This window comes from Bacillus sp. PK3-037 (assembly GCF_054161355.1).
Genome location: NZ_CP096408.1, coordinates 370,081 through 394,769 on the forward strand (window position 1 = coordinate 370,081; position 24,689 = coordinate 394,769).

Annotated in this window: 23 protein-coding genes and 3 other annotated features (1 of these 26 running past the window's edge); of the genes, 19 read left to right on the forward strand and 4 right to left on the reverse strand. The window is 45.4% G+C overall.

The genetic code is table 11. From position 1 onward, the window contains the following. Window positions 1-195: 195 nt before the first annotated feature. The 3 genes from pruA (at window position 196) to M1D69_RS01950 (ending at window position 4,927) form a co-directional block, all read left to right on the forward strand. Complete coding sequence (pruA, locus tag M1D69_RS01940; RefSeq protein ID WP_458104738.1) at window positions 196-1,743, forward strand: L-glutamate gamma-semialdehyde dehydrogenase; 1,548 nt, start codon at window positions 196-198, stop codon at window positions 1,741-1,743. Between the two features lie 71 nt (window positions 1,744-1,814). After that, on the forward strand, window positions 1,815-3,515 hold the full coding sequence (locus M1D69_RS01945) for a M20 family metallopeptidase (protein ID WP_458104737.1): 1,701 nt from the start codon (window positions 1,815-1,817) through the stop codon (window positions 3,513-3,515). Beyond that, the gene (locus tag M1D69_RS01950) at window positions 3,515-4,927 is read left to right on the forward strand and encodes an amino acid permease (RefSeq protein ID WP_458106223.1); all 1,413 of its coding nucleotides are present in this window, start codon (window positions 3,515-3,517) and stop codon (window positions 4,925-4,927) included. Before M1D69_RS01945 ends, M1D69_RS01950 begins: the two co-directional genes overlap by 1 nt. A gap of 80 nt (window positions 4,928-5,007) precedes the next feature. Here M1D69_RS01950 and M1D69_RS01955 read toward each other — a convergent pair whose 3' ends face one another. Continuing rightward, complete coding sequence (locus M1D69_RS01955; protein WP_458104736.1) at window positions 5,008-5,202, reverse strand: hypothetical protein; 195 nt, start codon at window positions 5,200-5,202, stop codon at window positions 5,008-5,010. 372 nt (window positions 5,203-5,574) lie between these two features. Here M1D69_RS01955 and M1D69_RS01960 point away from each other — a divergent pair, with 372 nt between their 5' ends. The 7 genes from M1D69_RS01960 (at window position 5,575) to M1D69_RS01990 (ending at window position 12,868) form a co-directional block, all read left to right on the forward strand. Continuing rightward, a complete protein-coding gene (locus M1D69_RS01960) occupies window positions 5,575-6,813 on the forward strand; it encodes an MFS transporter (protein WP_458104735.1) in 1,239 nt (412 codons plus the stop codon). Between the two features lie 150 nt (window positions 6,814-6,963). Next, a complete protein-coding gene (locus M1D69_RS01965; protein WP_458104734.1) occupies window positions 6,964-7,578 on the forward strand; it encodes a bacilysin biosynthesis protein BacA in 615 nt (204 codons plus the stop codon). Then, window positions 7,568-8,281 carry a cupin domain-containing protein gene (locus tag M1D69_RS01970; protein WP_458104733.1) on the forward strand — a complete coding sequence of 238 codons (714 nt, stop codon included), beginning with the start codon at window positions 7,568-7,570 and terminating at the stop codon, window positions 8,279-8,281. Before M1D69_RS01965 ends, M1D69_RS01970 begins: the two co-directional genes overlap by 11 nt. After that, a complete protein-coding gene (bacC, locus tag M1D69_RS01975; protein WP_458104732.1) occupies window positions 8,278-9,039 on the forward strand; it encodes a dihydroanticapsin 7-dehydrogenase in 762 nt (253 codons plus the stop codon). The genes M1D69_RS01970 and bacC overlap by 4 nt, the downstream gene beginning before the upstream one ends. Window positions 9,040-9,059: 20 nt before the next feature. Then, window positions 9,060-10,478, forward strand: a complete 1,419-nt coding sequence (locus M1D69_RS01980; RefSeq protein ID WP_458104731.1) for an ATP-grasp domain-containing protein — start codon at window positions 9,060-9,062, stop codon at window positions 10,476-10,478. Continuing rightward, the gene (gene bacE / locus M1D69_RS01985; RefSeq protein WP_458104730.1) at window positions 10,475-11,656 is read left to right on the forward strand and encodes a bacilysin exporter BacE; all 1,182 of its coding nucleotides are present in this window, start codon (window positions 10,475-10,477) and stop codon (window positions 11,654-11,656) included. The genes M1D69_RS01980 and bacE overlap by 4 nt, the downstream gene beginning before the upstream one ends. 12 nt (window positions 11,657-11,668) lie before the next feature. Further along, a complete protein-coding gene (locus tag M1D69_RS01990) occupies window positions 11,669-12,868 on the forward strand; it encodes an aminotransferase class I/II-fold pyridoxal phosphate-dependent enzyme (RefSeq protein WP_458104729.1) in 1,200 nt (399 codons plus the stop codon). 14 nt (window positions 12,869-12,882) lie between these two features. On the opposite strand, the gene M1D69_RS01995 is transcribed toward M1D69_RS01990, so the two are convergent. Together M1D69_RS01995 and hemQ are read right to left on the reverse strand one after the other, a co-directional pair. Then, window positions 12,883-13,662 carry an SDR family oxidoreductase gene (locus tag M1D69_RS01995; RefSeq protein ID WP_458104728.1) on the reverse strand — a complete coding sequence of 260 codons (780 nt, stop codon included), beginning with the start codon at window positions 13,660-13,662 and terminating at the stop codon, window positions 12,883-12,885. Between the two features lie 132 nt (window positions 13,663-13,794). Then, window positions 13,795-14,559, reverse strand: coding sequence for a hydrogen peroxide-dependent heme synthase (gene hemQ, locus M1D69_RS02000; RefSeq protein ID WP_059292304.1), 765 nt, complete (start codon window positions 14,557-14,559; stop codon window positions 13,795-13,797). A 269-nt stretch (window positions 14,560-14,828) separates the two neighbouring features. Between hemQ and pta the strand changes: the two genes are divergently transcribed. From pta to M1D69_RS02020, 4 genes are all read left to right on the forward strand, one after another. Beyond that, complete coding sequence (gene pta, locus M1D69_RS02005; RefSeq protein ID WP_458104727.1) at window positions 14,829-15,800, forward strand: phosphate acetyltransferase; 972 nt, start codon at window positions 14,829-14,831, stop codon at window positions 15,798-15,800. A 130-nt stretch (window positions 15,801-15,930) separates the two neighbouring features. Further along, window positions 15,931-16,830: a cysJI operon transcriptional regulator CysL gene (gene cysL / locus M1D69_RS02010; protein ID WP_458104726.1), complete on the forward strand. Its 900-nt coding sequence runs from the start codon at window positions 15,931-15,933 to the stop codon at window positions 16,828-16,830. A 47-nt stretch (window positions 16,831-16,877) separates the two neighbouring features. After that, window positions 16,878-17,723 carry a lipoate--protein ligase family protein gene (locus tag M1D69_RS02015; protein WP_458104725.1) on the forward strand — a complete coding sequence of 282 codons (846 nt, stop codon included), beginning with the start codon at window positions 16,878-16,880 and terminating at the stop codon, window positions 17,721-17,723. Window positions 17,724-17,873: 150 nt separating this feature from the next. Next, a complete protein-coding gene (locus M1D69_RS02020) occupies window positions 17,874-18,764 on the forward strand; it encodes a carboxylate/amino acid/amine transporter (RefSeq protein ID WP_215510045.1) in 891 nt (296 codons plus the stop codon). 140 nt (window positions 18,765-18,904) lie between these two features. Here the strand turns inward: M1D69_RS02020 and zapB are convergent, their stop codons facing one another. Beyond that, entirely contained in the window at window positions 18,905-19,681 is a 777-nt protein-coding gene (gene zapB, locus M1D69_RS02025) for a cell division protein ZapB (protein ID WP_458104724.1), read from the reverse strand. A gap of 215 nt (window positions 19,682-19,896) precedes the next feature. On the opposite strand from zapB, the gene M1D69_RS02030 reads away from it, so the two are divergent. The 5 genes from M1D69_RS02030 to M1D69_RS02050 all read left to right on the forward strand — a co-directional run bounded on the left by M1D69_RS02030 (window position 19,897) and on the right by M1D69_RS02050 (window position 24,100). After that, complete coding sequence (locus M1D69_RS02030) at window positions 19,897-20,121, forward strand: YuzB family protein (protein ID WP_024123235.1); 225 nt, start codon at window positions 19,897-19,899, stop codon at window positions 20,119-20,121. Between the two features lie 161 nt (window positions 20,122-20,282). Further along, the gene (locus tag M1D69_RS02035; protein ID WP_458104723.1) at window positions 20,283-21,584 is read left to right on the forward strand and encodes an HD domain-containing protein; all 1,302 of its coding nucleotides are present in this window, start codon (window positions 20,283-20,285) and stop codon (window positions 21,582-21,584) included. Window positions 21,585-21,620: 36 nt separating this feature from the next. Continuing rightward, the gene (locus M1D69_RS02040) at window positions 21,621-22,121 is read left to right on the forward strand and encodes a YwgA family protein (protein ID WP_024123233.1); all 501 of its coding nucleotides are present in this window, start codon (window positions 21,621-21,623) and stop codon (window positions 22,119-22,121) included. A gap of 111 nt (window positions 22,122-22,232) precedes the next feature. Then, window positions 22,233-22,706, forward strand: a complete 474-nt coding sequence (locus M1D69_RS02045; protein WP_215510046.1) for an Rrf2 family transcriptional regulator — start codon at window positions 22,233-22,235, stop codon at window positions 22,704-22,706. Next, window positions 22,703-24,100, forward strand: coding sequence for an MFS transporter (locus tag M1D69_RS02050; RefSeq protein ID WP_458104722.1), 1,398 nt, complete (start codon window positions 22,703-22,705; stop codon window positions 24,098-24,100). The genes M1D69_RS02045 and M1D69_RS02050 overlap by 4 nt, the downstream gene beginning before the upstream one ends. Before the next feature lie 52 nt (window positions 24,101-24,152). Continuing rightward, window positions 24,153-24,377 (forward strand) — a binding site (T-box leader). Window positions 24,378-24,408: 31 nt separating this feature from the next. After that, window positions 24,409-24,635 (forward strand) — a binding site (T-box leader). 32 nt (window positions 24,636-24,667) lie between these two features. Continuing rightward, window positions 24,668-24,689: a binding site (T-box leader), on the forward strand; it runs 203 nt beyond the window's last position.

Here is a 24,689-nt window from a genome sequence, read left to right on the forward strand (position 1 = left end):
TTGCATTTTTGTTTGCGTTTGGCGTAAAAATCGCAAAGTGATTTTGCGATTTATATTCATAAAAAGGAAAATGTTTAGATTTCTGACAAAGTTCTCTGCGATTCTACAAGTTTTTTTGTGAAAAGACGAAATATTGGTACGAATCTTGCTTTTATATACGTATGAAGACATATTACATAACGAGGGGGATTACATATGACCGTTTCATATGCGCACGAACCATTCACTAATTTTAAGGAAGCAAAGAATAAAACAGCCTTTCAAGAATCACTGGCCTTTGTAAATACTCAGCTTGGCAAGCATTATCCGCTTGTCATTAATGGAGAAAAGATCGAAACGGATCGTAAAATTGTTTCGATTAATCCGGCCAATAAGGAAGAAGTGATCGGCTACGCCTCAACGGCTAATCAAGAGCTTGCTGAAAAAGCGATGCAATCGGCGTTACAGGCATTTGAATCGTGGAAAAAACAAAGACCGGAGCACCGCGCGAATATCCTTTTTAAAGCTGCGGCTATTTTGCGCAGAAGAAAGCACGAATTTTCAAGCTATCTTGTAAAGGAAGCGGGAAAACCGTGGAAGGAAGCAGATGCTGACACAGCGGAAGCAATAGACTTTTTAGAGTACTACGCGCGCCAAATCTTAAAGCTGAAGGAGGGGGCTCCGGTAAAGAGCCGGGCAGGCGAGTACAATCAATATCATTATGAAGCGCTTGGCGTCGGTATTGTCATTTCGCCATTTAATTTCCCGCTCGCCATTATGGCAGGGACTGCTGCGGCTGCGATTGTCACGGGGAATACGATCTTGCTGAAGCCGGCAGATGCTGCGCCAGTAGTGGCCGCTAAATTTGTCGAGGTGATGGAGGAAGCGGGTTTGCCAAACGGCGTTCTCAATTACATTCCGGGAGACGGAGCGGAAATTGGTGATTTCTTAGTAGAACACCCTAAAACAAGATTTGTATCATTTACAGGTTCCCGTGCGGTCGGCTGCCGGATTTACGAGCGTGCCGCAAAAGTGCAGCCGGGCCAAAAATGGCTGAAACGCGTGATTGCTGAAATGGGCGGGAAAGATACAGTGCTTGTCGACAAAGATGCTGATTTGGATCTTGCTGCTTCTTCTATTGTTTACTCCGCATTCGGGTACTCAGGGCAAAAATGTTCAGCGGGTTCCCGTGCAGTGATTCATCAGGATGTCTATGATGAAGTCGTAGAAAAAGCAGTTGCGCTGACCAAAACGCTGACAGTCGGAAGTCCGGAAGATCCTGATACGTATATGGGACCCGTGATTCATGAAGCATCCTACAACAAAGTGATGAAATACATTGAAATCGGCAAATCTGAAGGCAAGCTATTGGCCGGCGGAGAAGGCGATGATTCAAAAGGCTACTTTATTCAGCCGACGATCTTTGCAGATGTTGATGAAAACGCGCGCTTAATGCAGGAAGAAATTTTCGGCCCGGTTGTTGCGATTTGCAAAGCGCGTGATTTCGACCATATGCTTGAGGTTGCAAATAACACAGAATACGGACTGACAGGCGCTCTGCTGACGAAAAACCGTGCGCACATTGAACGGGCTCGCGAGGATTTTCATGTCGGAAACTTATACTTTAACAGAGGCTGTACCGGAGCTATTGTCGGCTATCAGCCATTCGGCGGGTTTAATATGTCCGGAACAGACTCAAAAGCAGGAGGTCCAGATTATTTAATTCTTCATATGCAGGCGAAAACAACGTCCGAAGCGTATTAATTGAGAAAACCGAAATAGTGCGATTGTTTTTAGATCGCACTATTTACATGTTTGGATGAGGGGGATGATCTATGCTCTATACAAAAATCAGTCACATGCCGCCGGCAGAACGGGTTGAGACACTGACAAAATCTTTGGTCAGCTTCAGCAGTGTAAACGGCACTATCGGCGAAGGGACGAAAGCAGATTTTATCAAAGAAGTCATCATGAGCTATCCTTACTTTCAGGAACATCCTTGCCATGTATGGGAACAGGCTATTCCTAATGACCCGTACAACCGGAAAAATATTTTTGCGTTTGTGGAAGGCAGCGGGGAAAGCCGGAATACTGTCATTTATCACGCCCACTTGGATACGGTGGGAATTGAAGATTTCGGCCCGCTTAAGGATATCGCTTTTGATTCTGGAAAATTGGCTGAGTATTTCTCCAACTACGACTTTGATGAAGACGTTCAGCGGGACGCCAAGTCGGGTGAGTGGATGTTCGGCAGAGGCTCTGTCGACATGCAAAGCGGCATCGCGGTGCATTTGTCCAATCTCCTGCACTTTTCAGAGAACCCCAAAGCATTGCCGGGAAATCTATTATTTATGGCAAACCCGGATGAAGAAAGTCAGCATGCCGGTATTCTCGCCAGTATTTCTGAGCTGAACCGATTAAAAAAGGAAAAACAGATTCAGTATCTGGCTGCCATTAATACCGATTTTATTACGCCGCTGTACGATGGTGATGCAACAAGATATATCTATACCGGAGCCGCGGGAAAGCTGCTGCCTTGCTTTTATATATCCGGCCGGGAAGTGCATGTCGGAGACACGCTTGCTGGCATCGATCCAAATCTCATTTCTTCAGAAATCACAAGACGCATCCACAACAATATTCATTTAGCAGAAAAAATTGAAGGCGAATTGGTTCTGCCCCCATCCTGCTTGTACCAGCGTGATAACAAGGAATCCTATAACGTTCAAACCGCCGTGAGCAGCTATTTGTATTTCAATTATTTTATCTATGAAAAAACAGCAAAGGAAGTCATGGACCAGCTTACCCAAGTCGCTGAGAAAGCGTGCCGGGACACAGAACAAAAATTATCAGATTATTATGAAGAATATCTGAAGCGAACAAATCTTCCGAAGAGACATTTGTCTTGGTATATTCAAGTCTTCAGTCTGGATCAATACATGGAAAAGCTAAGAAGCCGCGGCGTCGATCCTGAGCAGTGTATAGAGCAAGCATTCAAAGCCAATGAGCATCTTGAACTGCGCATGAGATGTTTTCATGCAATTGAAGAACTCCAAAAGCTTGATCCCGATCAGGGCGCAAAAGTCATTCTGTTTTATGCTCCTCCTTATTTACCGCATAACTATTTAAAAGAAGAAAGCACAAGAGACCAGCTATTGCAGCATGTGATCAAAGAAGCGGTGGACAAAACCGCCGAAACGACAGGCGAAACCTTTGTTTTCAAAAAGTTTTTCCCTTACTTGGCAGACGGCAGCTTTTTATCGCTGCATGAAACCGATGACGAAATTGATTCCTTTATCAGAAACTTCCCGGGGTGGGAGATGATTGGAACCATTCCGTTCAAAGACATACGGAAACTGAACATTCCTTCCATTAACATGGGTGTATACGGGAAAGACGGACATAAATGGACTGAAAGAGTATACAAGCCGTACACATTTCATGTATTGCCGGATCTGATACAACAGACCACTGTTCACCTTTTGCAAAGCTATCGGATGAATATCAGCACAAAAGAGCCGAAGGGAGAAGGATGATGCAGGATCACAAAAACGAATTGCAGCGCAGTATGAAAAGCCGGCATTTGTTTATGATTGCCTTGGGCGGCGTCATCGGCACCGGTCTGTTTTTAGGTTCCGGCTTTACGATCAGCCAGGCGGGTCCTCTCGGAGCCATTGCCGCCTATATGATTGGCGGATTTTTAATGTATCTGGTCATGCTTTGTTTAGGGGAGCTGGCTGTCGCCATGCCAGTGGCCGGGTCGTTTCAAGCCTACGCCACAAAGTTTTTGGGACCGTCGACAGGTTTTATGATCGGCTGGCTGTATTGGTTCAGCTGGGCGAATACAGTCGGCTTGGAGCTAACGTCAGCGGGCATTTTGATGCAAAGGTGGCTGCCCTCCGTGCCGATCTGGATATGGTGTCTCGTTTTCGGCGTTATCATCTTTTTGATTAATGTGCTGTCTGTCCGAAGCTTTGCGGAAATGGAATTTTGGTTTTCGAGCATCAAAGTGACAGCGATCATATTATTTATCGTGATCGGCGGGTGCGCCGTGTTTGGCTTGATTGATTTTAAAGGCGGCCAGGAAACGCCTTTTCTGTCTCATTTCATGACTGATAAAGGACTGTTTCCAAATGGCGTGCTGGCTGTTATGTTTACGCTGGTTATGGTCAATTTCTCATTTCAGGGGACAGAGCTGGTCGGAATTGCGGCAGGGGAGAGTGAAAGTCCGGAAAAGACACTGCCAAAGTCCATTCGAAATGTCATCTGGCGAACGCTGTTTTTCTTTGTGCTGGCTATGTTCGTCTTGGTTGCCATTCTGCCGTATGAAACGGCTGGGGTGATTGAGAGTCCGTTTGTAGCGGTGCTTGATCAGATCGGCATCCCATTTGCAGCTGATATGATGAACTTTATCATATTAACGGCGATTTTATCTGTTGCCAATTCTGGTTTATATGCAGCCTCGCGTATGATGTGGTCGCTTTCAACAAACAAAATGGGCCCGGCCCTTTTAACGAGACTGACCAAAAAAGGGGTGCCGATCAATGCCCTGCTGATTACGATTGGGATTTCCGGCTGTTCGCTGCTGACTAGCGTCATGGCTGCAGAAACCGTGTATTTGTGGTGTATATCAATCTCTGGCATGGTGACAGTTGTCGCGTGGATGTCCATTTGCGCCTCGCAATTTTTCTTTCGCAGGCGGTTCCTCGCTGAAGGCGGAAACGTGAACGACCTGGAATTCAGAACCCCTCTTTATCCGTTGGTGCCGATTCTTGGGTTTGTATTATACGGATGCGTATTGATAAGCCTTATATTCATCCCAGATCAAAGAATCGGCTTGTACTGCGGTGTACCACTCATTATTTTCTGCTATGCGTACTATCATCTGAGCATCAAGAAGCGCTTACAAAATGAACCGCTGAAAAAAGAGCAAACAGAAGCGCAATAGAAGAAGCTCTCCGGGAGACCGGAGAGCTTTTTTACGCGTTACGTCTGACAAGAAACACATAGAACAATATCGCGAGCACATCAAATCCGAATATACTCAACGCCATCGGCCACGCGTTTTCTTCCCCGGCAACACCGGCGAGCGCCGTTGATGGCAAACAGCATGCTGAATATCTGAGCCGACACACCGTATATGTTTTGCAGGATAAACGGCGAACCGGAAATATACGCAAACATGCCGATCCCGATAAAGGCCTGGCTGAAAGCAAAACCCATAAACGCCCGGCCGCCAAGCAAGTGCCGAAATGCGGTCAGAATCGTGACAAAAATAAAAACACCCGATCCCGGCCAGCACAATAAACACAGTTGACCAGTAAGTAAATGGAAAAATGAATCCTTCCGAAATCGGGCTAACTGTTGAATAACCTTGATTCATCACCTGACCCGCCTTAACAAATGCATTACTATAGCATATCCCAGGATATGTTTTTGTTTTATTTTAAATTTGAAACAAGAAATCCCTTATTCGTAATTGAATGAAAATAATAAAAAGAAAATTATTTTCATTCGAATTGTAAATTGCAAATAAAGGATGCTAAACTATAATTCAACTTTATTTTAAGATTCCGGAAGAGGTGTTAAGGGAGAATGAACAGTAAACAAAACAATCACATCAAATCAAAACATCATTTTCCGCTATTTCTTGCGCTGGCTTTAACAATGGGCGTATTTGCGGCTGGATCTGAAGAGCTTGTCATTTCACCGCTGCTGCCTGATTTAGCAGATGCCTTCAACTCAGATGTCAGCGTGCTTGCGCTATCGATCAGTATATATGGGATCATGATCTTTATCGGTGCCCCGCTGCTGGTGCCTTTAGGGGATAAATACTCGAGAGAACTGAGTTTAATGCTGGGACTCGTGATCTTTATTATAGGAACCGTGATATGCGCTTTGGCGCAAAATATCTTTTTCTTCTTTTTAGGCCGTGCGCTTTCAGGGTTGGCGGCAGGTGCGTTTGTCCCGACCGCTTACGCAGTTGTCGGGGATCGTGTTCCGTATACCTATCGGGGAAAAGTGATGGGGCTGATCGTCTCAAGCTGGTCGCTTGCACTGATTTTCGGTGTGCCGATCGGATCATTTATAGGCGGCGTCTTACATTGGAGATGGACATTCTGGATTTTCGCCTTGATGGGTGCACTTGTTGTTTTGCTTGTCCTATTTGAAATGCGCCGCCATAACGATAATAAAAGCACCGTCCAGGAGGAAAAAGACGAGCCGGCGGGGACATTTCGAGACGCGCTTAAAGTGCCGCGTGTTCCCGTTTATATCATAATCACTTTGTGCAATATGATTGGTTTTTACGGTATGTATTCGTTTTTAGGCTCTTACCTACAGGACGTTTTTACCGGAGGCAATACGGCTGCCGGCTTATTTATTATGATTTATGGCATCGGGTTTTCCATGAGTGTCATTACAGGTAAGATTGCCGACCGCATTGGAAAAATGCGCTCTCTGATCATTGCGCTGGCGGTCATCAGCGTTCTGCTGGCTTGTATCGCGTATGCGCCCGCATCAATGCCTCTGCTAATCATCAGTCTATTCATCTGGGGGTTAATGCAAAGCTTGACGGTGACGCTGCTCAGCACCATTTTGAGTGATTGCTCAGAGCGTCATCGCGGGAAAATTATGGCGTTTTACAGCCTTGCCTCAAATTTGGCTGTGACATTAGGTTCTGCTTTGATGGGACCTGTATATGTGGAATACGGGTATGCAGCTGTCGGATTGATTTGCGCCATCATCACAGTGCTCGGTTTTGTGCTCAGTGTATTCGCATATAAAAAGTACGGCAAGCATGAGCAGAAAGCAGATCATTCCTTATCCCAATAAACAAAGTTTCTAAATTCCTATAACAAAAAACCCTTTCTTAAGGGTTTTTTTGTTTGTATGGGAATTATTATCAGTATTTTCAAAAAATGTTGACAGTTCGATTGACGCTGGATAAAATTTACTTAAAATTTAAAAGATTGGTTGGTGCTCATGATTATATTGGATAATAGCATTCAAACAAAAAACAAAGCTTATTCAATATCAAAACTGATTACAGTCAACACGCTCGGACCAGAAGGGACAAGCAGTGAGTACGCAGCAAAACATTTCATCTCTAATTTTACTCTTCTCCAAGGGCTAAACAGTAAATTATCTTTGCATGATACATTTGAATCATGCATCGAAAGGACTCTTCAAAGCCCGCTGGAATACACCATCGTTCCACATGCTTACGACGGCATTAAACATTTCTACATGAGGCCGGATTTGCAGCTTTTGCAAATCTTCAGGTGCGATACACCGATGTACGGCCTGGCTGTCCGTCCTGATTTCACATTCAGCGACGACATGCTCGACACATCTGTTATTGTTTCACATCCATCACCTATCAATTTAATTAAATATTTTACCCGCAAAGACGTCAGGTTCGAGCTGGTCAACTCAACCAGCGCCGCAGCAAAAAAAGTAAAAGAAGGTCTTTCTGACATTGCTTTAACCAATGAACTGGCAAGACAAAAATACGGGCTCAAATTTGTTAAGACATTTAAAAGCATTCCTATGAGCTGGTCATTATTCGGAAAAGGAGACATTGATTATGAAAACTGAACAAGATGTGAAGGAGATTTATTTCCCGACACCAAAATTAATAGAGTGGGAGAACGGAGTGAGACAGTATTCCACCGTCCGCGGCGATACAGAAGTGCTAATGTCTTACGTTCCGCCGCATACTAACGTTGAACCGCATCAGCACAAGGAAGTCCAAATCGGCATGGTCGTTTCTGGCGAGCTGATGATGACTGTCGGAGATGTGACGAGAAAGATGACTTCTTTGGAATCTGCGTATATCGCGCCGCCGCATGTGCCTCACGGGGCAAGAAACGACACAGACCAAGAAGTCATTGCCATTGATATTAAACGGTATAAAGCTGATGAAAACTATACAAGTCCTGAAGACTATTTTTTGAATATTTTCAAAACGAGAGATTTATTGCCCGGGATGGAAGTCACGTTCTTTGTTGAGGATTGGATAGAAATTATGCTGGCCAAGATTCCTGGAAACGGCGGCGAAATGCCTTTCCATAAACATCGCAATGAACAAATCGGCATCTGCATCGGCGGCGGATATGATATGACCGTTGAAGGCTGCACAGTGGATATGACATTCGGCACCGCCTATTTCTGTGAGCCGCGGGAAGATCACGGCGCCATCAACCGTTCTGAAAAAGAATCTCAATCCATTAACATCTTCTTTCCGCCGCGCTACAACAGAGCAAAAACGAAAAAGATAAAGGCGGATGAATCATCATGAACCTCACCGATAAAACCGTCCTCATAACAGGAGGCGCGTCAGGCATCGGCTATGCCGCGGTTCAAGCTTTTTTGAACCAGCAGGCAAATGTGGTTGTGGCGGATATTGATGCAGCACAGGGAGAAATAATGGTCAGGCAAGAAAATAATGACCGGCTGCACTTTGTGCAAACAGATATAACAGACGAAGCTGCCTGCCAGCACGCTGTTCAATCGGCAATCAATACATTCGGAGGATTAGATATTTTAATTAATAATGCGGGGATCGAAATCGTGGCGCCTATTCATGAGATGGAGCTGAGCGATTGGAATAAGGTGCTCCAAGTCAATCTGACGGGCATGTTTTTAATGAGCAAGCACGCACTCAAGCATATGCTAGCTGCCGGCAAGGGCAATATCATTAATACGTGCTCTGTCGGCGGAGTCGTGGCATGGCCTGATATCCCGGCATATAACGCCAGCAAAGGCGGCGTGTTGCAGCTGACAAGGTCAATGGCTGTTGATTACGCCAAATATCAAATCCGCGTTAATTGTGTGTGTCCGGGGATTATTGATACGCCGTTAAATGAGAAATCCTTTATGGAAAATAATGAAGGCACACTAGAAGAAATCAAGAAAGAAAAGGCGAAGGTGAATCCGATGCTAAAACTCGGAAAACCTGAAGAAATAGCAAACGTTATGCTGTTTTTAGCCTCTGATTTATCAAGCTACATGACCGGAAGCGCCATCACCGCAGACGGAGGATATACCGCACAATAGAGAGAAGGAGTGTTTTACATATGGAGAGAAAAACAGTTTTGGTTATCGCTGATCTTGGAGGCTGCCCGCCGCATATGTTTTATCAAAGCGCAGCTGAAAAATATAACCTGGTCAGCTTTATTCCGAGACCATTTGCCATTACAGCTTCCCATGCGGCACTTATTGAAAAATACTCGGTCGCGGTCATAAAGGATAAAGATTATTTTCAGAGTATCACAGATTTCGAGCATCCCGATTCCATTTATTGGGCGCATGAGGATCATGACAAACCCGAAGAAGAGGTAGTCGAGCAAATCGTCAAGGTTGCCGAAATGTTTGGAGCGGAAGCCATCACAACAAATAATGAATTATTCATCGCTCCGATGGCGAAAGCCTGTAAGCGTCTCGGCTTAAGAGGAGCGGGTGTACAAGCTGCCGAAAATGCCAGAGATAAAAATAAAATGAGGGCAGCGTTTAATAAAGCCGGGGTCAAAACAATCAAAAACAAACGGGTCACAACCCTTGAAGATTTCCGCTCCGCGCTGAAAGAGATCGGCACGCCGCTCATCTTAAAACCGACATATTTGGCGAGTTCAATCGGCGTGACGCTGATTACGGACACCAAAACAGCAGAAAACGAGTTTAACAGAGTGAATGACTACCTGAAATCCATTAATGTGCCGAAGGCGGTAACGTTTGAAGCCCCGTTTATTGCGGAGGAATTTTTACAGGGAGAATACCCGGACTGGTATCAAACTGAGGGATACTCCGACTATATCAGCATAGAAGGGATCATGGCGGACGGAGAATATTTTCCAGTCGCGATTCATGACAAAACACCGCAAATCGGATTTACGGAAACATCGCATATCACGCCGTCCATCTTGGATGATGAAGCGAAAAAGATCATTATTGAAGCGGCCAAAAAAGCAAATGAAGGGCTTGGGCTGGAAAACTGCGCGACACATACAGAAATCAAGTTAATGAAAAATAGAGAAGCCGGTTTAATAGAGTCTGCGGCCAGGTTCGCCGGATGGAATATGATCCCGAATATTAAAAAGGTCTTCGGCGTCGACATGGCGCAATTATTGCTGGATGTTCTCTGTTTCGGAAAAGACGCCGATCTTCCGGATGGATTGCTGGAGCAAGAACCTTGCTATATCGCCGACTGTCATTTGTACCCGGAGCATTTCAAACAAAACGGGCAGCTTCCTGAAGCGGCGGAGGATATGATCATTGAATCCATCAACATTCCGGACGGGCTGCTGAAGGGAGATACGGAACTTGTTTCTTTCTCGGCTGCGGCACCAGGTACGTCTGTGGATTTGCGCCTGTTTGAAGCCTTCAATTCCATTGCCGCATTTGAACTGAAAGGAAGCAATTCCCAGGATGTAGCCGATTCAATTAAACACATCCAGCAGCATGCGAAGCTGACTGCGAAGTATGTGCTGCCGGTATGAAACAGTTAAAGCCAAATTCTAAATACTTGCTTTACGGGCAGGCGCTTTCGTTTATGGGAGACTATTGTGTTCTCCCGGCCCTGCTCATTTTGTCTACATATTATCACGATTATTGGGTGACGTCGGGAGTCATTGCGGTCAGAAGCATTCCGATGGTGTTTCAGCCGTTTTTAGGAGTGCTCGTTGACCGATTGGACAGAATTAAAATTATGCTGTGGACGGATGTCATCAGGGGCATCATCTTTTTGGGGCTCACCTTTCTTCCAAAAGGCGAGTATCCGTTAATTTTTCTGGCCCTGCTGTTTGTCTCTTACGGGAGCGGCGTATTTTTTAATCCGGCGCGTCTCGCGGTCATGTCTTCTCTGGAATCAGATATTAAAAACATCAATACCTTATTCGCTAAAGCCACGACCATTTCTATCATTGTCGGGGCGGCCGCCGGAGGGTTGTTCCTGTTAGCCGGGTCTGTAGAGATGGCTGTTGCCTTTAACGGTGTGACTTACCTGGTTTCAGCGTTTTTTATCAGGCGAATTAAGCTGCAATTTGTCCCGATTCAGTCTGAAAATATAAAAGAAGCCTTTCAGTCTTTTAAAGAAGGACTAAAGGAAATCAAAACCAATTCATTCGTGTTAAACGCCATGTTTACGATGATTACGATGGCACTGCTTTGGGGGATCGTGTACAGCTATTTTCCGGTTGTCAGCCGCTTTTTGGGTGACGGGGAGATCGGCAACTTTATCCTTACCTTCTGCATCGGCTTCGGCGGTTTCATCGGAGCGGCGCTTGTCAGCAAGTGGGGATTTAACAACAATAAAGGCTTGATGTACTTTACCATTTTATCAATCGTCTCGCTTGCGCTGTTTTTATTCACGCCCATTTTCGCTGTATCTGTCATTGCTGCCATTCTCTTTTTCATCGCCATGGAATATGGGGAAGTGCTTGCAAAGGTTAAAGTTCAGGAAAACGCGGCGAACCAGATTCAAGGGCGTATTTTTTCGGTGGCTGAAGCGTCCATTGGCTTGTGCATTTCGATTGGTTCCATGCTTATCAACGTATTAGAGGCTCCTGTCATCATGGGGCTGATTGTTATCATGGTAAGCGGTTTGTTTTTGCATACGAAGCTGGTGAACAAATCTTTTTTGGAACGGGATAAAAAAACTGAGCAAATTCACTTATAAGGAGTCTTTCAGATGGAAATAACACCGTCCGACGTCATCAAGACACTTCCAAGGCAAGAATTTTCTCTCGTTTTTCAAAAGGTGAAAGAAATGGAAAAAACGGGGGCGCAAGTCATTAATCTTGGACAGGGGAACCCTGACCTTCCTACTCCGCCGCATATCGTGCAGGCATTGCAGGAGGCGGCTGTGAACCCTTCTTTCCACGGGTACGGGCCATTCAGAGGCTACCCCTTTCTGAAGGAAGCGATTGCCGCTTTCTATGAAAGAGAATACGGAGTGACAATCAATCCTGAAACAGAAGTGGCGCTCTTTGGCGGGGGAAAAGCAGGCTTGTATGTTTTGACACAATGCCTGCTCAATCCGGGAGATATCGCTTTGGTCCCGAACCCGGGCTATCCTGAATATCTTTCGGGTATTACAATGGCAAGAGCAGAGCTGCACGAAATGCCGCTGCACGCGGAAAACGGCTATCTGCCTGACTTTGAGAAAATAGATCCCGCTGTGTTACAAAAAGCGAAACTGATGTTTTTGAACTATCCGAATAACCCGACGGGAGCTGTGGCGGATGCGGCTTTTTATGCGAAAGCGGCCGCATTTGCAAAAGAGCACCAGATTCATTTGATCCATGACTTTGCGTACGGCGCATTTGAGTTTGATAAAAAACCGGCCAGCTTCCTGCAGGCGGTGGACTCAAAAACTGTGGGCGCGGAGCTTTATTCATTTTCAAAAACATTTAACATGGCCGGCTGGAGAATGGCGTTTGCCGTCGGAAATGAAAAGATCATTCAAGCGGTCAATGAATTTCAGGATCACGTCTTTGTCGGCATGTTCGGCGGACTGCAGCAGGCGGCCAGTGCGGCGCTGTCAGGAGATCCGGAACAAACAGATCGCTTGAAACGCATCTATGCGGAACGGATTGACTTTTTTACGGAGCTATGTGAAAAAGAACTGGGCTGGAAGATAGAAAAACCAAAAGGAACATTTTATGTATGGGCTGAAATTCCAAAAATGTTTGAGTCTTCTCATCAATTCTCTGACTACCTGCTGGAGCAGGCCCATGTTGTCGTAACTCCGGGCGAGATTTTCGGCAGCAACGGAAAACGTCATGTCAGAATATCAATGGTATCGAAGCAGGAGGATCTGCGGGAATTTGTCATGCGGATTCAAAAGCTGAACCTGCCGTTTGCCTCATTAGAAGAAGTATCCCGCTAAAAAGCGGGATTTTTTTATATGCTTTTCATGCTGCCGCCATCAGCGGAAATTTGCTGCCCGGTGATATAGGAGGCTTCCTCGGAAACGAGAAACGCGGCGAGTGCTGCGGTTTCTTCAGCTGACCCAACCCGTTTCATCGGGATGCCAGAAGCAATCTGTTCTTCGGCTTCTTGTTTGGATATGCTGTTCTTTTCCATTACATTCTTCACAAATTGATGGTAACGGTCTGTAGCGATAAAACCAGGATTCAGGCAGTTGACAGTAATATTGTGAGGAGCAAGCTGGATGGAAATATTTTTACTGGCGTTAATTAAAGCGGCATTCATCATGCTGTTTGTAAACATATTGGCGCCGGGTTCTTTCCACAGATTTCCGACAATGTTGATGATTCTGCCAAACTCGTTTTGTTTCATCAAAGAGGCGGCACGCTTGATAGCGTCAATATAGGCAACGGTTTTCTGTGTGAACGTGGCTGTCATATCCTCTATATTACAGTTATCAAATGTGTCAGGCGCGCCGCCCGGGATATTATTAATCAGAACATCAAGCCGTCCGCATTGAGATTCGATTTCTTTAAAAATCTCCTCTCTCGTTTGCTGGTCAGACATATCACCCGCAAGGACAATGACACTCGCTTCAGGATGCTTGGCCAAAATGTCTTCTTTGACAGGTCCAATATTGTCCAAGACTCGCGAATTGATGACGACGGTAAAATGCTGGTCTGCTAATTTCAGAGCAATTGCTTTTCCGATCCCTTGACTGGCGCCCATAATAAATGCGGTTCGTTTTGACAAATAACTGCACCCCTTTGAAAAAATTGGATTAATATCTACATCGTAAAAAAAAACGGAGAAAATAGCAAATTTTATTTAAATTCTGACAAAGAGGAATCGAAAAACTCCCGCCAGCTGCGGCGGGAGGAGAAATTATACATATAGGAATTGAGGAAGTGTATCAAGCGAAAGGCGGTTGCCCACAAAGAACGAGCCAAATTCGCCGTACCGCGCGCTGACTTCGTCAAAACGCATTTCATATACAAGCTTTTTGAATTGAAGCACATCATCACTGAACAGCGTAACGCCCCATTCGTAATCGTCAAAGCCGACTGAACCTGTGATGATCTGTTTCACTTTGCCAGCATAGCTGCGTCCGATTAAGCCGTGGCTTCTCATCAAGTTTCTTCGTTCTTCCATAGAAAGCATGTACCAGTTGTCATTGCCGGATCTTCTTTTATCCATTGGATAGAAGCATACATATTTTGATTCCGGCAGTTCAGGGTAAAGGCGCGCACGTACATGCGGATTTTCATACGGGTCGCCGTCGCCGCTCGCCAAATAGTTGCTCAGTTCAACAACTGACACGTAGGAGTAAGCCGGAATGGTGAACTCAGCAAGTCTTGATTTGTTGAATTCAAGCTCGATTTCATTTAATTCTTCCATAGTAGGGCGAAGAATCATCAGCATAAAATCAGCTTTTTGGCCAACGATGCTGTAAAGGGTTTGCGAACCTTTCCCTTCTTTTTGGGCGACTCCCCATTTTTCAAGCAATCCTGTAAATTCATGAATGATAGACTGGCGCTCATCACTGGACAGCATCTTCCAGGAAGTCCAGTCCATTGTGCGGAAATCATGAAGCGCATACCAGCCGTCCAGCGTTTTTGCCGCTTCATTTGTCATTTGCTGTTCACTCATTTATCTTCACTCCTATTATCTTTTCGTTAATGCCTTCACTATATCATAGTTTATCCGATTCTACTGTGGAGAAACCTTGAATACCCGATTCGTATATCTCCTCAAAAATAAGAGAACATATAAGGAAAGAATCAGTTGCTTAAATTAGTTAGAAAAATAAGATTTTTTGATGAAAGCGCTATAATAAAAGTTGGCTGTTTGAATTTGACTGGAAGAAGAGTATGCTAGTAAAAGAAAGCGTTTTTGTAACTTTTTGAGGAGGGTTTATTGTGGCAGATTTATTTTCAACAGTGCAAGAAAAAGTAGCTGGAAAAGGCGTTAAAATTGTATTTCCTGAAGGCTTAGACGAGCGTATTTTAGAAGCGGTCAGCAAGCTTGCAGACAATAAAGTGCTGAATCCGATTGTGATCGGCAATGAAAATGAGATCCAAGCAAAAGCAAAAGAACTGAATGTGACGCTTGACGGCGTTGATATTTATGATCCTCATACATATGAAGGCATGGAAGATCTTGTACAGGCATTCGTGGAACGCCGCAAAGGCAAAGCAACAGAAGAACAGGCTCGAAAAGCGCTCTTAGACGAGAACTACTTCGGCACAATGCTTGTGTACAAAGGCCTTGCAGAGGGTCTTGTGAGCGGAGCGGCTCATTCAACTGCCGACACTGTCCGTCCGGCTCTTCAAATCATCAAAACAAAAGAAGGCGTGAAAAAGACTTCAGGCGTCTTCATCATGGCACGCGGCGATGAGCAATACGTATTCGCAGATTGCGCGATCAACATTGCGCCAGACAGCCAAGATCTTGCGGAAATCGCGATCGAAAGCGCCAATACGGCAAAAATGTTCGACATTGATCCTCGCGTGGCAATGCTCAGCTTCTCTACAAAAGGCTCAGCAAAATCTGATGAAACAGAAAAAGTAGCGGATGCTGTGAAAATCGCGAAAGAAAAAGCGCCTGAATTAACGCTTGACGGCGAATTCCAATTTGACGCTGCATTCGTTCCATCTGTAGCTGAGAAAAAAGCGCCGGATTCCGAGATCAAAGGAGACGCGAACGTATTCGTATTCCCAAGCCTTGAAGCAGGAAACATCGGCTATAAAATCGCTCAGCGTTTGGGCAACTTTGAAGCTGTAGGACCAATCCTGCAAGGCTTAAATATGCCTGTTAACGATCTTTCAAGAGGTTGTAACGCTGAAGATGTTTACAATCTCGCATTAATTACAGCGGCACAAGCACTGTAAGAAAAGCGATGGCAGCTCTCTCGCAGAGGGCTGCTTTTTTTTGCGCCTTCTTTACCAGAACAGATGATATGAGTAAAATAAAGAAAACTGATCATCATTATAAATCTTATTCATGACAGGGGTGGGGTCTTTGTATTACGACGTGCTGAAAACCTTTATCGCAGTGGTGGAAGAAAAAAATTTCACAAAAGCAGCAGAAAAGCTGATGATTTCCCAGCCCAGCGTCAGTCTGCATATTAAAAATCTTGAAAAAGAATTTCAAACGGCTCTGCTGAATCGGTCGCCGAAGCATTTTACGACAACACCGACAGGGGACATTTTGTATCAAAGGGCAAAGCAAATGGTATTTCTCTACGAGCAGGCCAAGTCTGAAATTTACGCGCACCATCATTATGTAAAGGGTGAATTGAAAATAGCCGCCAGTTTTACAATCGGAGAGTATATTCTTCCGCCGCTTCTTGCCCAGCTGCAAAAGCTGTATCCTGAGCTGAATCTGGACGTCATGATTGGCAATACAAAAGAGGTAAGCGAACGTGTCCGAATGCTTCAGGCTGATATCGGGCTGATTGAAGGACATACGGACGAAAATGAACTGGAAATTGAACCATTCATGGAGGATGAAATGTGCATCGCAGCGCCGAACCAGCATCCGCTTGCCGGAAAAAGAGACATTTCAATCAGCGATTTGCAAAATGAAGCGTGGGTGACAAGGGAAAAAGGCTCCGGCACAAGGGAATATCTCGATCATGTGCTCAGCTCGAACGGACTGAGGCCGAAGTCGATGTTCACCATCAGCAGCAATCAAGGTGTAAAAGAAGCGGTGATCAGCGGCATGGGTTTATCGGTCTTATCAAGAAGCGTGCTGCATAAGGATTTGATCCACCGTGACATTTCAATTCTCCACATTAAAGATTTCTCATTAAAGCGCAAGCTGTCTTATATTCATTCTCCTCTCATGGAGAATACAAAAAATAAAGAAATTTTCATTACGATGCTGAAAAGCAATTTTCAATCATCACGGCTGAAATGATATAATAGTTTTCGTTCATAAGCCTAACATGAAAGGGTTTTACATAGATGGCAAACCAACCGATTGATTTACTGATGCAGCCGACATGGAGAGTCATTGACCAATCCAGTCTCGGCCCTTTATTTGACGCGAAGCAATCCTTCGCTATGGACGATACGCTGTGCGCCTCTGTAGGAAAAGGCGTGTCGCCGGCGACAGCACGCTCTTGGGTGCACCACGACACGATTGTCCTCGGTATTCAGGATACGCGGCTCCCGTTTTTGCAGGACGGCATTGACCTGCTGGAAAATGAGGGATACCGCGTCATCGTCCGCAATTCCGGCGGTCTGGCTGTTGTTCTGGATGAAGGCGTTTTAAATATTTCTCTCATATTCGAGGACCAAAAGAAGGGCATCGATATAGACAGAGGATACGAAGCAATGGTGGAACTGATGAAACGGATGCTTAAGCCGTACGGGGCAAAGATTGAAGCCTATGAAATTGAGGGCTCCTATTGTCCAGGCAGCTATGATCTCAGCATTGACGGCAAAAAGTTCGCCGGCATTTCTCAAAGACGTCTTCGTGGCGGAGCAGCCGTTCAAATTTATCTCTGTGCAGATAAAAGCGGCAGCGAGAGGGCAGATCTGATCAGACGATTCTATCAAGCCGCCCTGAAGGATAAACAAAACGACAAAAAAGGCGTCTACCCGGATATACGTCCGGAAACCATGGCATCGTTGAGTGAGCTTCTGCATACCGATATCTCCGTACAGGATTTAATGCTTGCTTTGCTTACGGAATTAAAAGCGTTAAGCACCCGCCTCTACTCAGCCGGACTGTCCATTGACGAGGAATTGGAATTTGAGAAAAATCTTGTCCGGATGACAGAACGGAATGAAAAGGTGTTTGGATGAACGCCGTTTGCATGTCAGCCGATATAGCTGGCATGCTTTTTTTTGACTATCATCTTGTTTTCAGATAAATCTTTCTTATAAACAGAAAACAATTGCAGCAAAAAAAGCGATAAAATAACAGCAGCATCTGCATACAAAGGGGAGAGGCAAATGAAAGGGAATGTGTACAGCCTGTTTGTGCTGATCGCGGCTTTTTTCTGGGGAACAACCGGCACTGTTCAGGCGCTGGCTCCAGAAAGCGCCACTCCGCTGGCATTCGGAGCGGTCAGATTATTGGTAGGCGGCAGCGCCATGCTTCTTGTGGTCTGGATCAGCCGAGAGCTTCACGTGAAAAATTGGTCATGGCCTCCCGTGTTTTTAGCAGCGATTTGTATGGCCTGTTATCAGCCGCTTTTTTTCACCGCCGTAAAAGAAACAGGGATTGCGGTTGGGACAGTGATTGCCATCGGCAGTGCGCCTATTATTGCCGGGAGCTTAGAGTGGGCCGTTTTGAAAAAACGTCCGCGAAATTCCTGGTGGATTGCAACTGTATTGGCTTTGGCGGGATGCTGGCTCCTGTTTTCAGACGGCTCCAATGTTCGGATTGATGTGTCAGGGGCTCTCATGGCGATTGGAGCAGGTGCTTCTTTTGCGGGTTATACTTTGATCAGTAAATCAATGATGAAAACACAGCCGCCGAGAGCTACCTCAGCTGTTGTCTTTATGCTCAGCGCCATATTGCTGATGCCGCTATTGTGGCAGTCGGATCTCTCTTGGATGCTGACACCAAAAGGATGGGGAACGAGCCTTTACATCGGGGTAATTGCGACATGCGCGGCCTACTTTTTGTTTGCAAAAGGGCTCACCGGCGTTCCGGCTTCGGCAGCGGTTACACTGTCCTTGGCTGAGCCGCTGACCGCCTCATTGCTGGGTGTGTTTTTCATAGGTGAAATACTTTCTCTTTCCTCATGGCTCGGCATCGTGCTGATGATGTTAGGGCTTCTGGTCATTTCAGGGGCGCCTCGCAAGCAAAAGCCAGCTGAAGCGGCTCATGTGTCCTAATAGATTAGCATAAGCTTGGGCTCATTTTACAAGACTAACGTAGGCGCCGCAAAAACAGAAAATCCCCTTTTCTAAAAGGAAAAGGGGATTTTTTAATGGCAAAACCCCAAAACAGGACATCGTTTTAGGGTTTTTAAAAGCTATTCCGCCATTTTTTCTAAATTTCCGTTCCGGTCCATTTTGAAGGACGGAGAGGCATGTTCATCATCTTCAAATAAAACTAGTTTTCTGGCTCTATTCATGATTTTTACCAAGGTTTCATAATCTTCCTGGATCGTTTTTTGATCTTTTTCAAGTTTTTGAACTTCTGCTTCCAGCTGTTCTGTTTTGCTTTGTAATTCTTGATTTTCTTTCTTTAAACGCTCATTTTCCATTTTTAAAGCTGAGGATTGCTCATGATTGCCTTCGTAATTTTGCAGGAATCTGATGACATCACTCATCGTCATCTCAGGCGCAGACGTTTGAGGAGACAATAAGTGTGATAGACTAGCTAACTCTTCCTTAAAGCTGTCATCCACAAAAGGCATGTGCTCGCCTGACATCAAAGCCTGCTTCTCATTTTCGGCAGTCGGGGTTTCAGGTTTCACCTGCTCCTCCTGCACTGCAGTTTCTTGAATTGTATCGGGATCAACCGCAGGAGGCTGATATAGCAGTCTTTTCTTCGCAGGCTGCCCGTTTCCGAGGGCTCTCATGCGCTGTTTTCGCTGTTTTTTTGCAAGCTGAAGCGCTTTTTCATATTGATGGCGCACCACCGCGTTCCATCTGAATCCGCAGGCTGCGGACGTCCGATTTAATTTATCGCCGACCTCTTCAAAGGCATTCAGCTGAGTGCTGCCTTCTCTTACATGCCGAAGCACAGTTTCGGCTAAAAGCAAATCATTTTCTTCTGACCAAGCGTCCTGGCGCTGTTTTGTCATTTATCTCAACTCCCATTTTTCTTTTCATGATATTAGAATGTCCAGATTGGAAAATATTTATACAAATTGGCTGGAAGAATAGGAGATACGGAGGCTGAAGCGGCTTGCAGGAACAGTCGAATCCTTGTACAATGAGGAGTGATGTGATTTTTTTCAATAAAGCGATTTTAAGTTTAAAACATAGATGAACATAGAAATGAAGGGAAGCGTACGTCATGGCTAATGAATTTCGAGTGTGTGATGATTGCCAAGCCACTAATATCAAAACATTGCTGCCGCGTTTAAAAGAAGTAGACCCGGACGCAAAGGTTGAGGTAGGGTGCCAATCTTATTGCGGGCCCGGACGGAAAAAATCGTTTGCTTTTGTAAACAATCGCCCGCTGTCAGCTCCGACAGAGGATGAGCTGATCGACAAAGTGAAAAAGAAATTAAAAAAGTAAAAACATATTTTTTCATAGCCTCGGCCCTCTGGTCAGGCTTTTTTGCTTCACATCATGTGATTTTCGGAAAGATGGAACAAATCGCCGGACAAATTCAAGGATGTTTTCAAAGAATAGAGTCGATATAATAGAAACACGGCTAAAAAAAAGAGGGAATGACGATGGCGTATCCAAATGGAAAATTATCAGAAGAAAAAGTGTTTAAAGATCCGGTGCACCGCTATGTTCATGTACGGGACAAGCTGATATGGGATCTGATCGGAACCCGCGAATTTCAGCGTCTCCGCAGAATCAAGCAGCTCGGCACGACGTATTTGACGTTCCATGGCGCTGAGCACAGCCGGTTCAACCATTCTCTCGGTGTCTACGAAATTGTCAGGAGAATGGTTGATGATGTCTTTAAAGGCCGTCCTGAATGGGATGACAGTGAGCGCGAACTCTGTTTGTCCGCGGCGCTGCTTCATGATCTCGGGCACGGGCCGTTCTCGCATTCATTTGAAAAAGTCTTTCATCTTGACCACGAAGATTTTACAAGAGATATCATTTTGGGAGACACAGAGGTTAATCAGGTGCTCAGAAAGGTTAGCCCGCGTTTCCCTCAGGATGTTGCTGAAGTCATTGCCAAAACATATAAAAACAAACAAGTGGTCAGCCTGATTTCGAGTCAGATTGACGCGGACCGCATGGATTATCTGCAGCGCGACGCTTATTATACGGGCGTCAGCTACGGCCATTTTGACATGGAGCGGATTCTCCGGGTGATGCGCCCGCGTGAGGATCAAATCGTCATTAAACAAAGCGGAATGCACGCTGTAGAAGACTATATTATGAGCCGCTACCAAATGTACTGGCAGGTCTATTTCCACCCTGTGACGAGAAGCGCGGAGGTTATTTTAACGAAGATTCTCCACAGAGCGAAGCAGCTCCATGATGAAGGTTATGTGTTCACTCATGCTCCGGTTCATTTCTATTCTATTTTTGAAGGGAAACTGACGCTGGAGGATTATTTGAGGCTGGATGAATCTATTATTTTGTATTATTTCCAGGCCTGGGAGGATGAAGAAGACCCGATTTTATCCGATTTGTGCCGCAGATTCATTAACCGCCAGCTGTTCCAATACGTTGAATTTAATCCGAATGAAGAGATGTCGGCCTTTTTTGAGCTGACCTCATTATTCAAAGAGGCTGGAATCGATCCGAGCTATTATTTAGTCGTGGATTCTTCTTCAGATCTGCCATACGATTTTTACCGTCCAGGAGAGGAAGAGGAGCGTTTGCCGATCCATCTCTTGACGCAAAACGGTCAAATTAAAGAGCTGTCCAGACAGTCGGCCATTGTGGAATCCATCTCCGGAAAGCGGCGGACGGACCACAAGCTGTACTATCCGAAGGACCTGATTTGTGACGGCTCTGAACACCCGGAAGCGAAAATGAAAATCCGGCAGCTGCTGGGACTGACATAGAAATTGGTAAAGAAGGAAAAAGGAGATGTCGGGAATTTGTTGAAAGAACATGCAAAACTGATGAAGGTGTTCTCGGATTCTGGAGAAATCATCGGGCGAAAGAAGCTGCAAAAAATGATTTATATTGCGAAGAAAATGCAGTTTCCTTTCTATGAGAAATATGATTTTCACTTTTACGGGCCGTATTCGGAGGAACTGACGCTCCAAATTGAAGAGCTGTGCAACCTTGGATTCCTGCATGAGGTAAAGGAAAAAAAGGGCGGCTACTTTCAATACCGTTATTCGCTGACAGAGACGGGCTCCGCGTTTTTAGACCACGCCGATCTTGATATGCCTGATATCAAGCACTATATTGACAGTGTAAACAACCGTTCATCACGGTTTTTAGAGCTGGTTTCCACGATTCTTTACTTTGACGGGCTTGAGGCTGAGGAAAAGAAAGAGAAAGTATTTACAATCAAAAGCAAGCAAAAGTATACCAATGAAGAATATGACGAAGCGCTTCAATACATAGAAGAGCTGAAGCAGATTTGTTAACCATACCAAGCAAAAGAAATGAATCGTTTCTTTTGCTTTTTTTATTGACAAAACCTGCTAATGGATCTATTGTGGATAATAGTTATCCATAATGAACCAGGAGGGAACATAATGAAAATGAAATCGGGAATGGAGCAGGGAATTTCTGTACTGCTGTTACTATCACGGCTGCCCGTGCAGGCTTCTTTAACATCAGAGGCGATCAGCCAGCGTTTGCACATGTCTCCGTCTTATCTGAAAAAGCTGATGAGAACTTTGGTGCAGGCTGGTTTGGCTGAGTCCATACCAGGAACGAAGGGAGGCTTTACGATTACGAAGCCTTTGACGGATATTACCCTCTATGATGTCTATCAAGCTGTTGAAGGAAGAGGTTCCATGTATCAAGGAAAAGGCCTTTTGCCATCTGTATTTGAGAGCGGAAATCCCTGTGTGCTGGAGACGGTAATGGGTGATATTGAGGATAAATGGTCTTCGCTCATGAAAGAAGAAACCTTGCAGGGTGTCATGAACAGAATCGGGAAACTTTATGACCTCGAAAAAATCGATGATTGGGTACATCATCAGCTGAAAGGGCAATGGCAATGAAAAACAGCGGGCCTTTACATCAATCAGGATCAACAGGCATCTCAGTGTTAATCGTGCTCGCTCTCGGTTTTCTGATGGCTACGCTTGATGTGACCGTGGTGAATGTTGCAATTGCTGATATGAAAAACGTTCTTTCTCTTTCACTTTCAGGTGTGACGTGGGTTGTAGACGGGTACATGCTTACATTTGCTTCGCTTCTGCTGGCCGGCGGTGCGCTGGCTGACCGTTACGGCTCAAAGACCATTTATATGCTGGGTTTGGCCGTTTTTGTTCTTGCCTCATGTCTATGCGCTGTATCAGCAAATGGCCAAATGCTGATCGCAGGCCGGCTGTTGCAGGGACTTGGCGCGGCTTTGTTTATGCCGAGTTCACTCAGCCTTTTGACTGCCTCTTATCCCGATGAACGGGTGCGGGCCAAAATGTTTGGCTTGTGGGCCGCTCTCGTCTCCGCCGCCTCCGGGCTGGGGCCTTTTATCGGCGGTGTTCTGGTGAATGCGGCAGGGTGGCAGAGTATTTTTCTGATCAATGTGCCATTAGGGATTGCGGCGCTTATTTGCGCCTATCGAACGCTCAGCAGTTTCCCGGGAAAAGGCAGCCGGGTGAATATCACAGGGCATCTGCTTGGAATGGCGGCTCTCGGATTTCTTTCATTTGCGCTGATACAGGGTGCTTCAATAGGCTGGAGTTCGCTCTCCATTCTCGGTGCTTTCGCGGCGGCGGTTTTGGCGTTTGTGCTTTTTATTCTGAGAGAAATTTTTTCGGCAACATCTATTCTTCCTGCGTCATTATATAAAAACGGACGTTTCTCGGCAGCGCAGTTCGTTGGGTTTTTACTGAATTTTGCTCTTTTCGGCGGTATGTTTATGCTGAGTCTATTTTTGCAGGAAGCAAGAGGCGCAAGTTCCTTTTTAGCGGGCGTCGAACTATTGCCGATGATGGCTGTCTTTGTGGTAGGAAATCTGCTGTTTGCCCGGCTGGCGAACCGTTTTGAAGCGGGGCTTCTTATGTTTGTTTCAATGGCTGTCAGCTGCATCATGGCATTGCTGTTATTTGTCATGGTTTCTCCGGATTTGCCTTACTGGCAGCTTGCGGTTCTGACTTCTGTCATGAATCTTGGTGTCGGCATTACGGTTCCTGCCATGACGGCTGTGATGATGAAGACAGCGGGACAGGAGCATGCCAATATCGCAGGAGCAGCTTTAAATGCCAACCGGCAAATCGGGGCATTGGTTGGCGTAGCGGTTTCCGGAGTGGTCATTCATCTGTCCGCCACTTGGTACGCCGGAGCTGGGTTTACGTTTTTGATGATGGGCGCGGCATACAGTCTTGCCGCATTCTTTGTGTGGCGGTTTCTGACTTTTCATAAAGAAACGTCCGCTTCTGCATCATCTTAAAATCGTCCATTGTTTTTTCAAGAAACATATAGTAAGATATATGAAATTATTCAAACAGGCACTGATAAGGACACGAGATGCTTTTTACGGTTTCCAGAGAGGGAAGGATCAGCTGAAACCTTCCTAACGCAGAGAAAGCAGCTTACCGCCTTTGAGCCGTATCGGGGAAATTAAGTATCTGATACCGTCATGCTGCGTTACAGCACCGAGCCGACGAACATGTATGTTTGTTGGGAATTTGGGTGGAACCACGAATTTTAACACATTCGTCCCTTGCGAGGGATGGATGTGTTTTTTTATATGAGTCAATAAATGCGATGAAAAGGACATGAATGATATTTACGGTTTTCAGAGAGGGAAGGAAAGGTGCGAGCTTCCCAGCTTAGGAATATCATTTACCGCCTTGGAGCAGCGTTGGGGAACAATCAGTATCCAATGCCGTTTATGCTGCGTTACAGCACCGAGCCGATGAACATGAAAGTTCGTTGGGAACTTGGGTGGAACCACGGGTTAATCACACACACTCGTCCCTTATAGAGGGACGGGTGTGTCTTTTTATATACATATAGAAATGCGATGAAAAGGACAT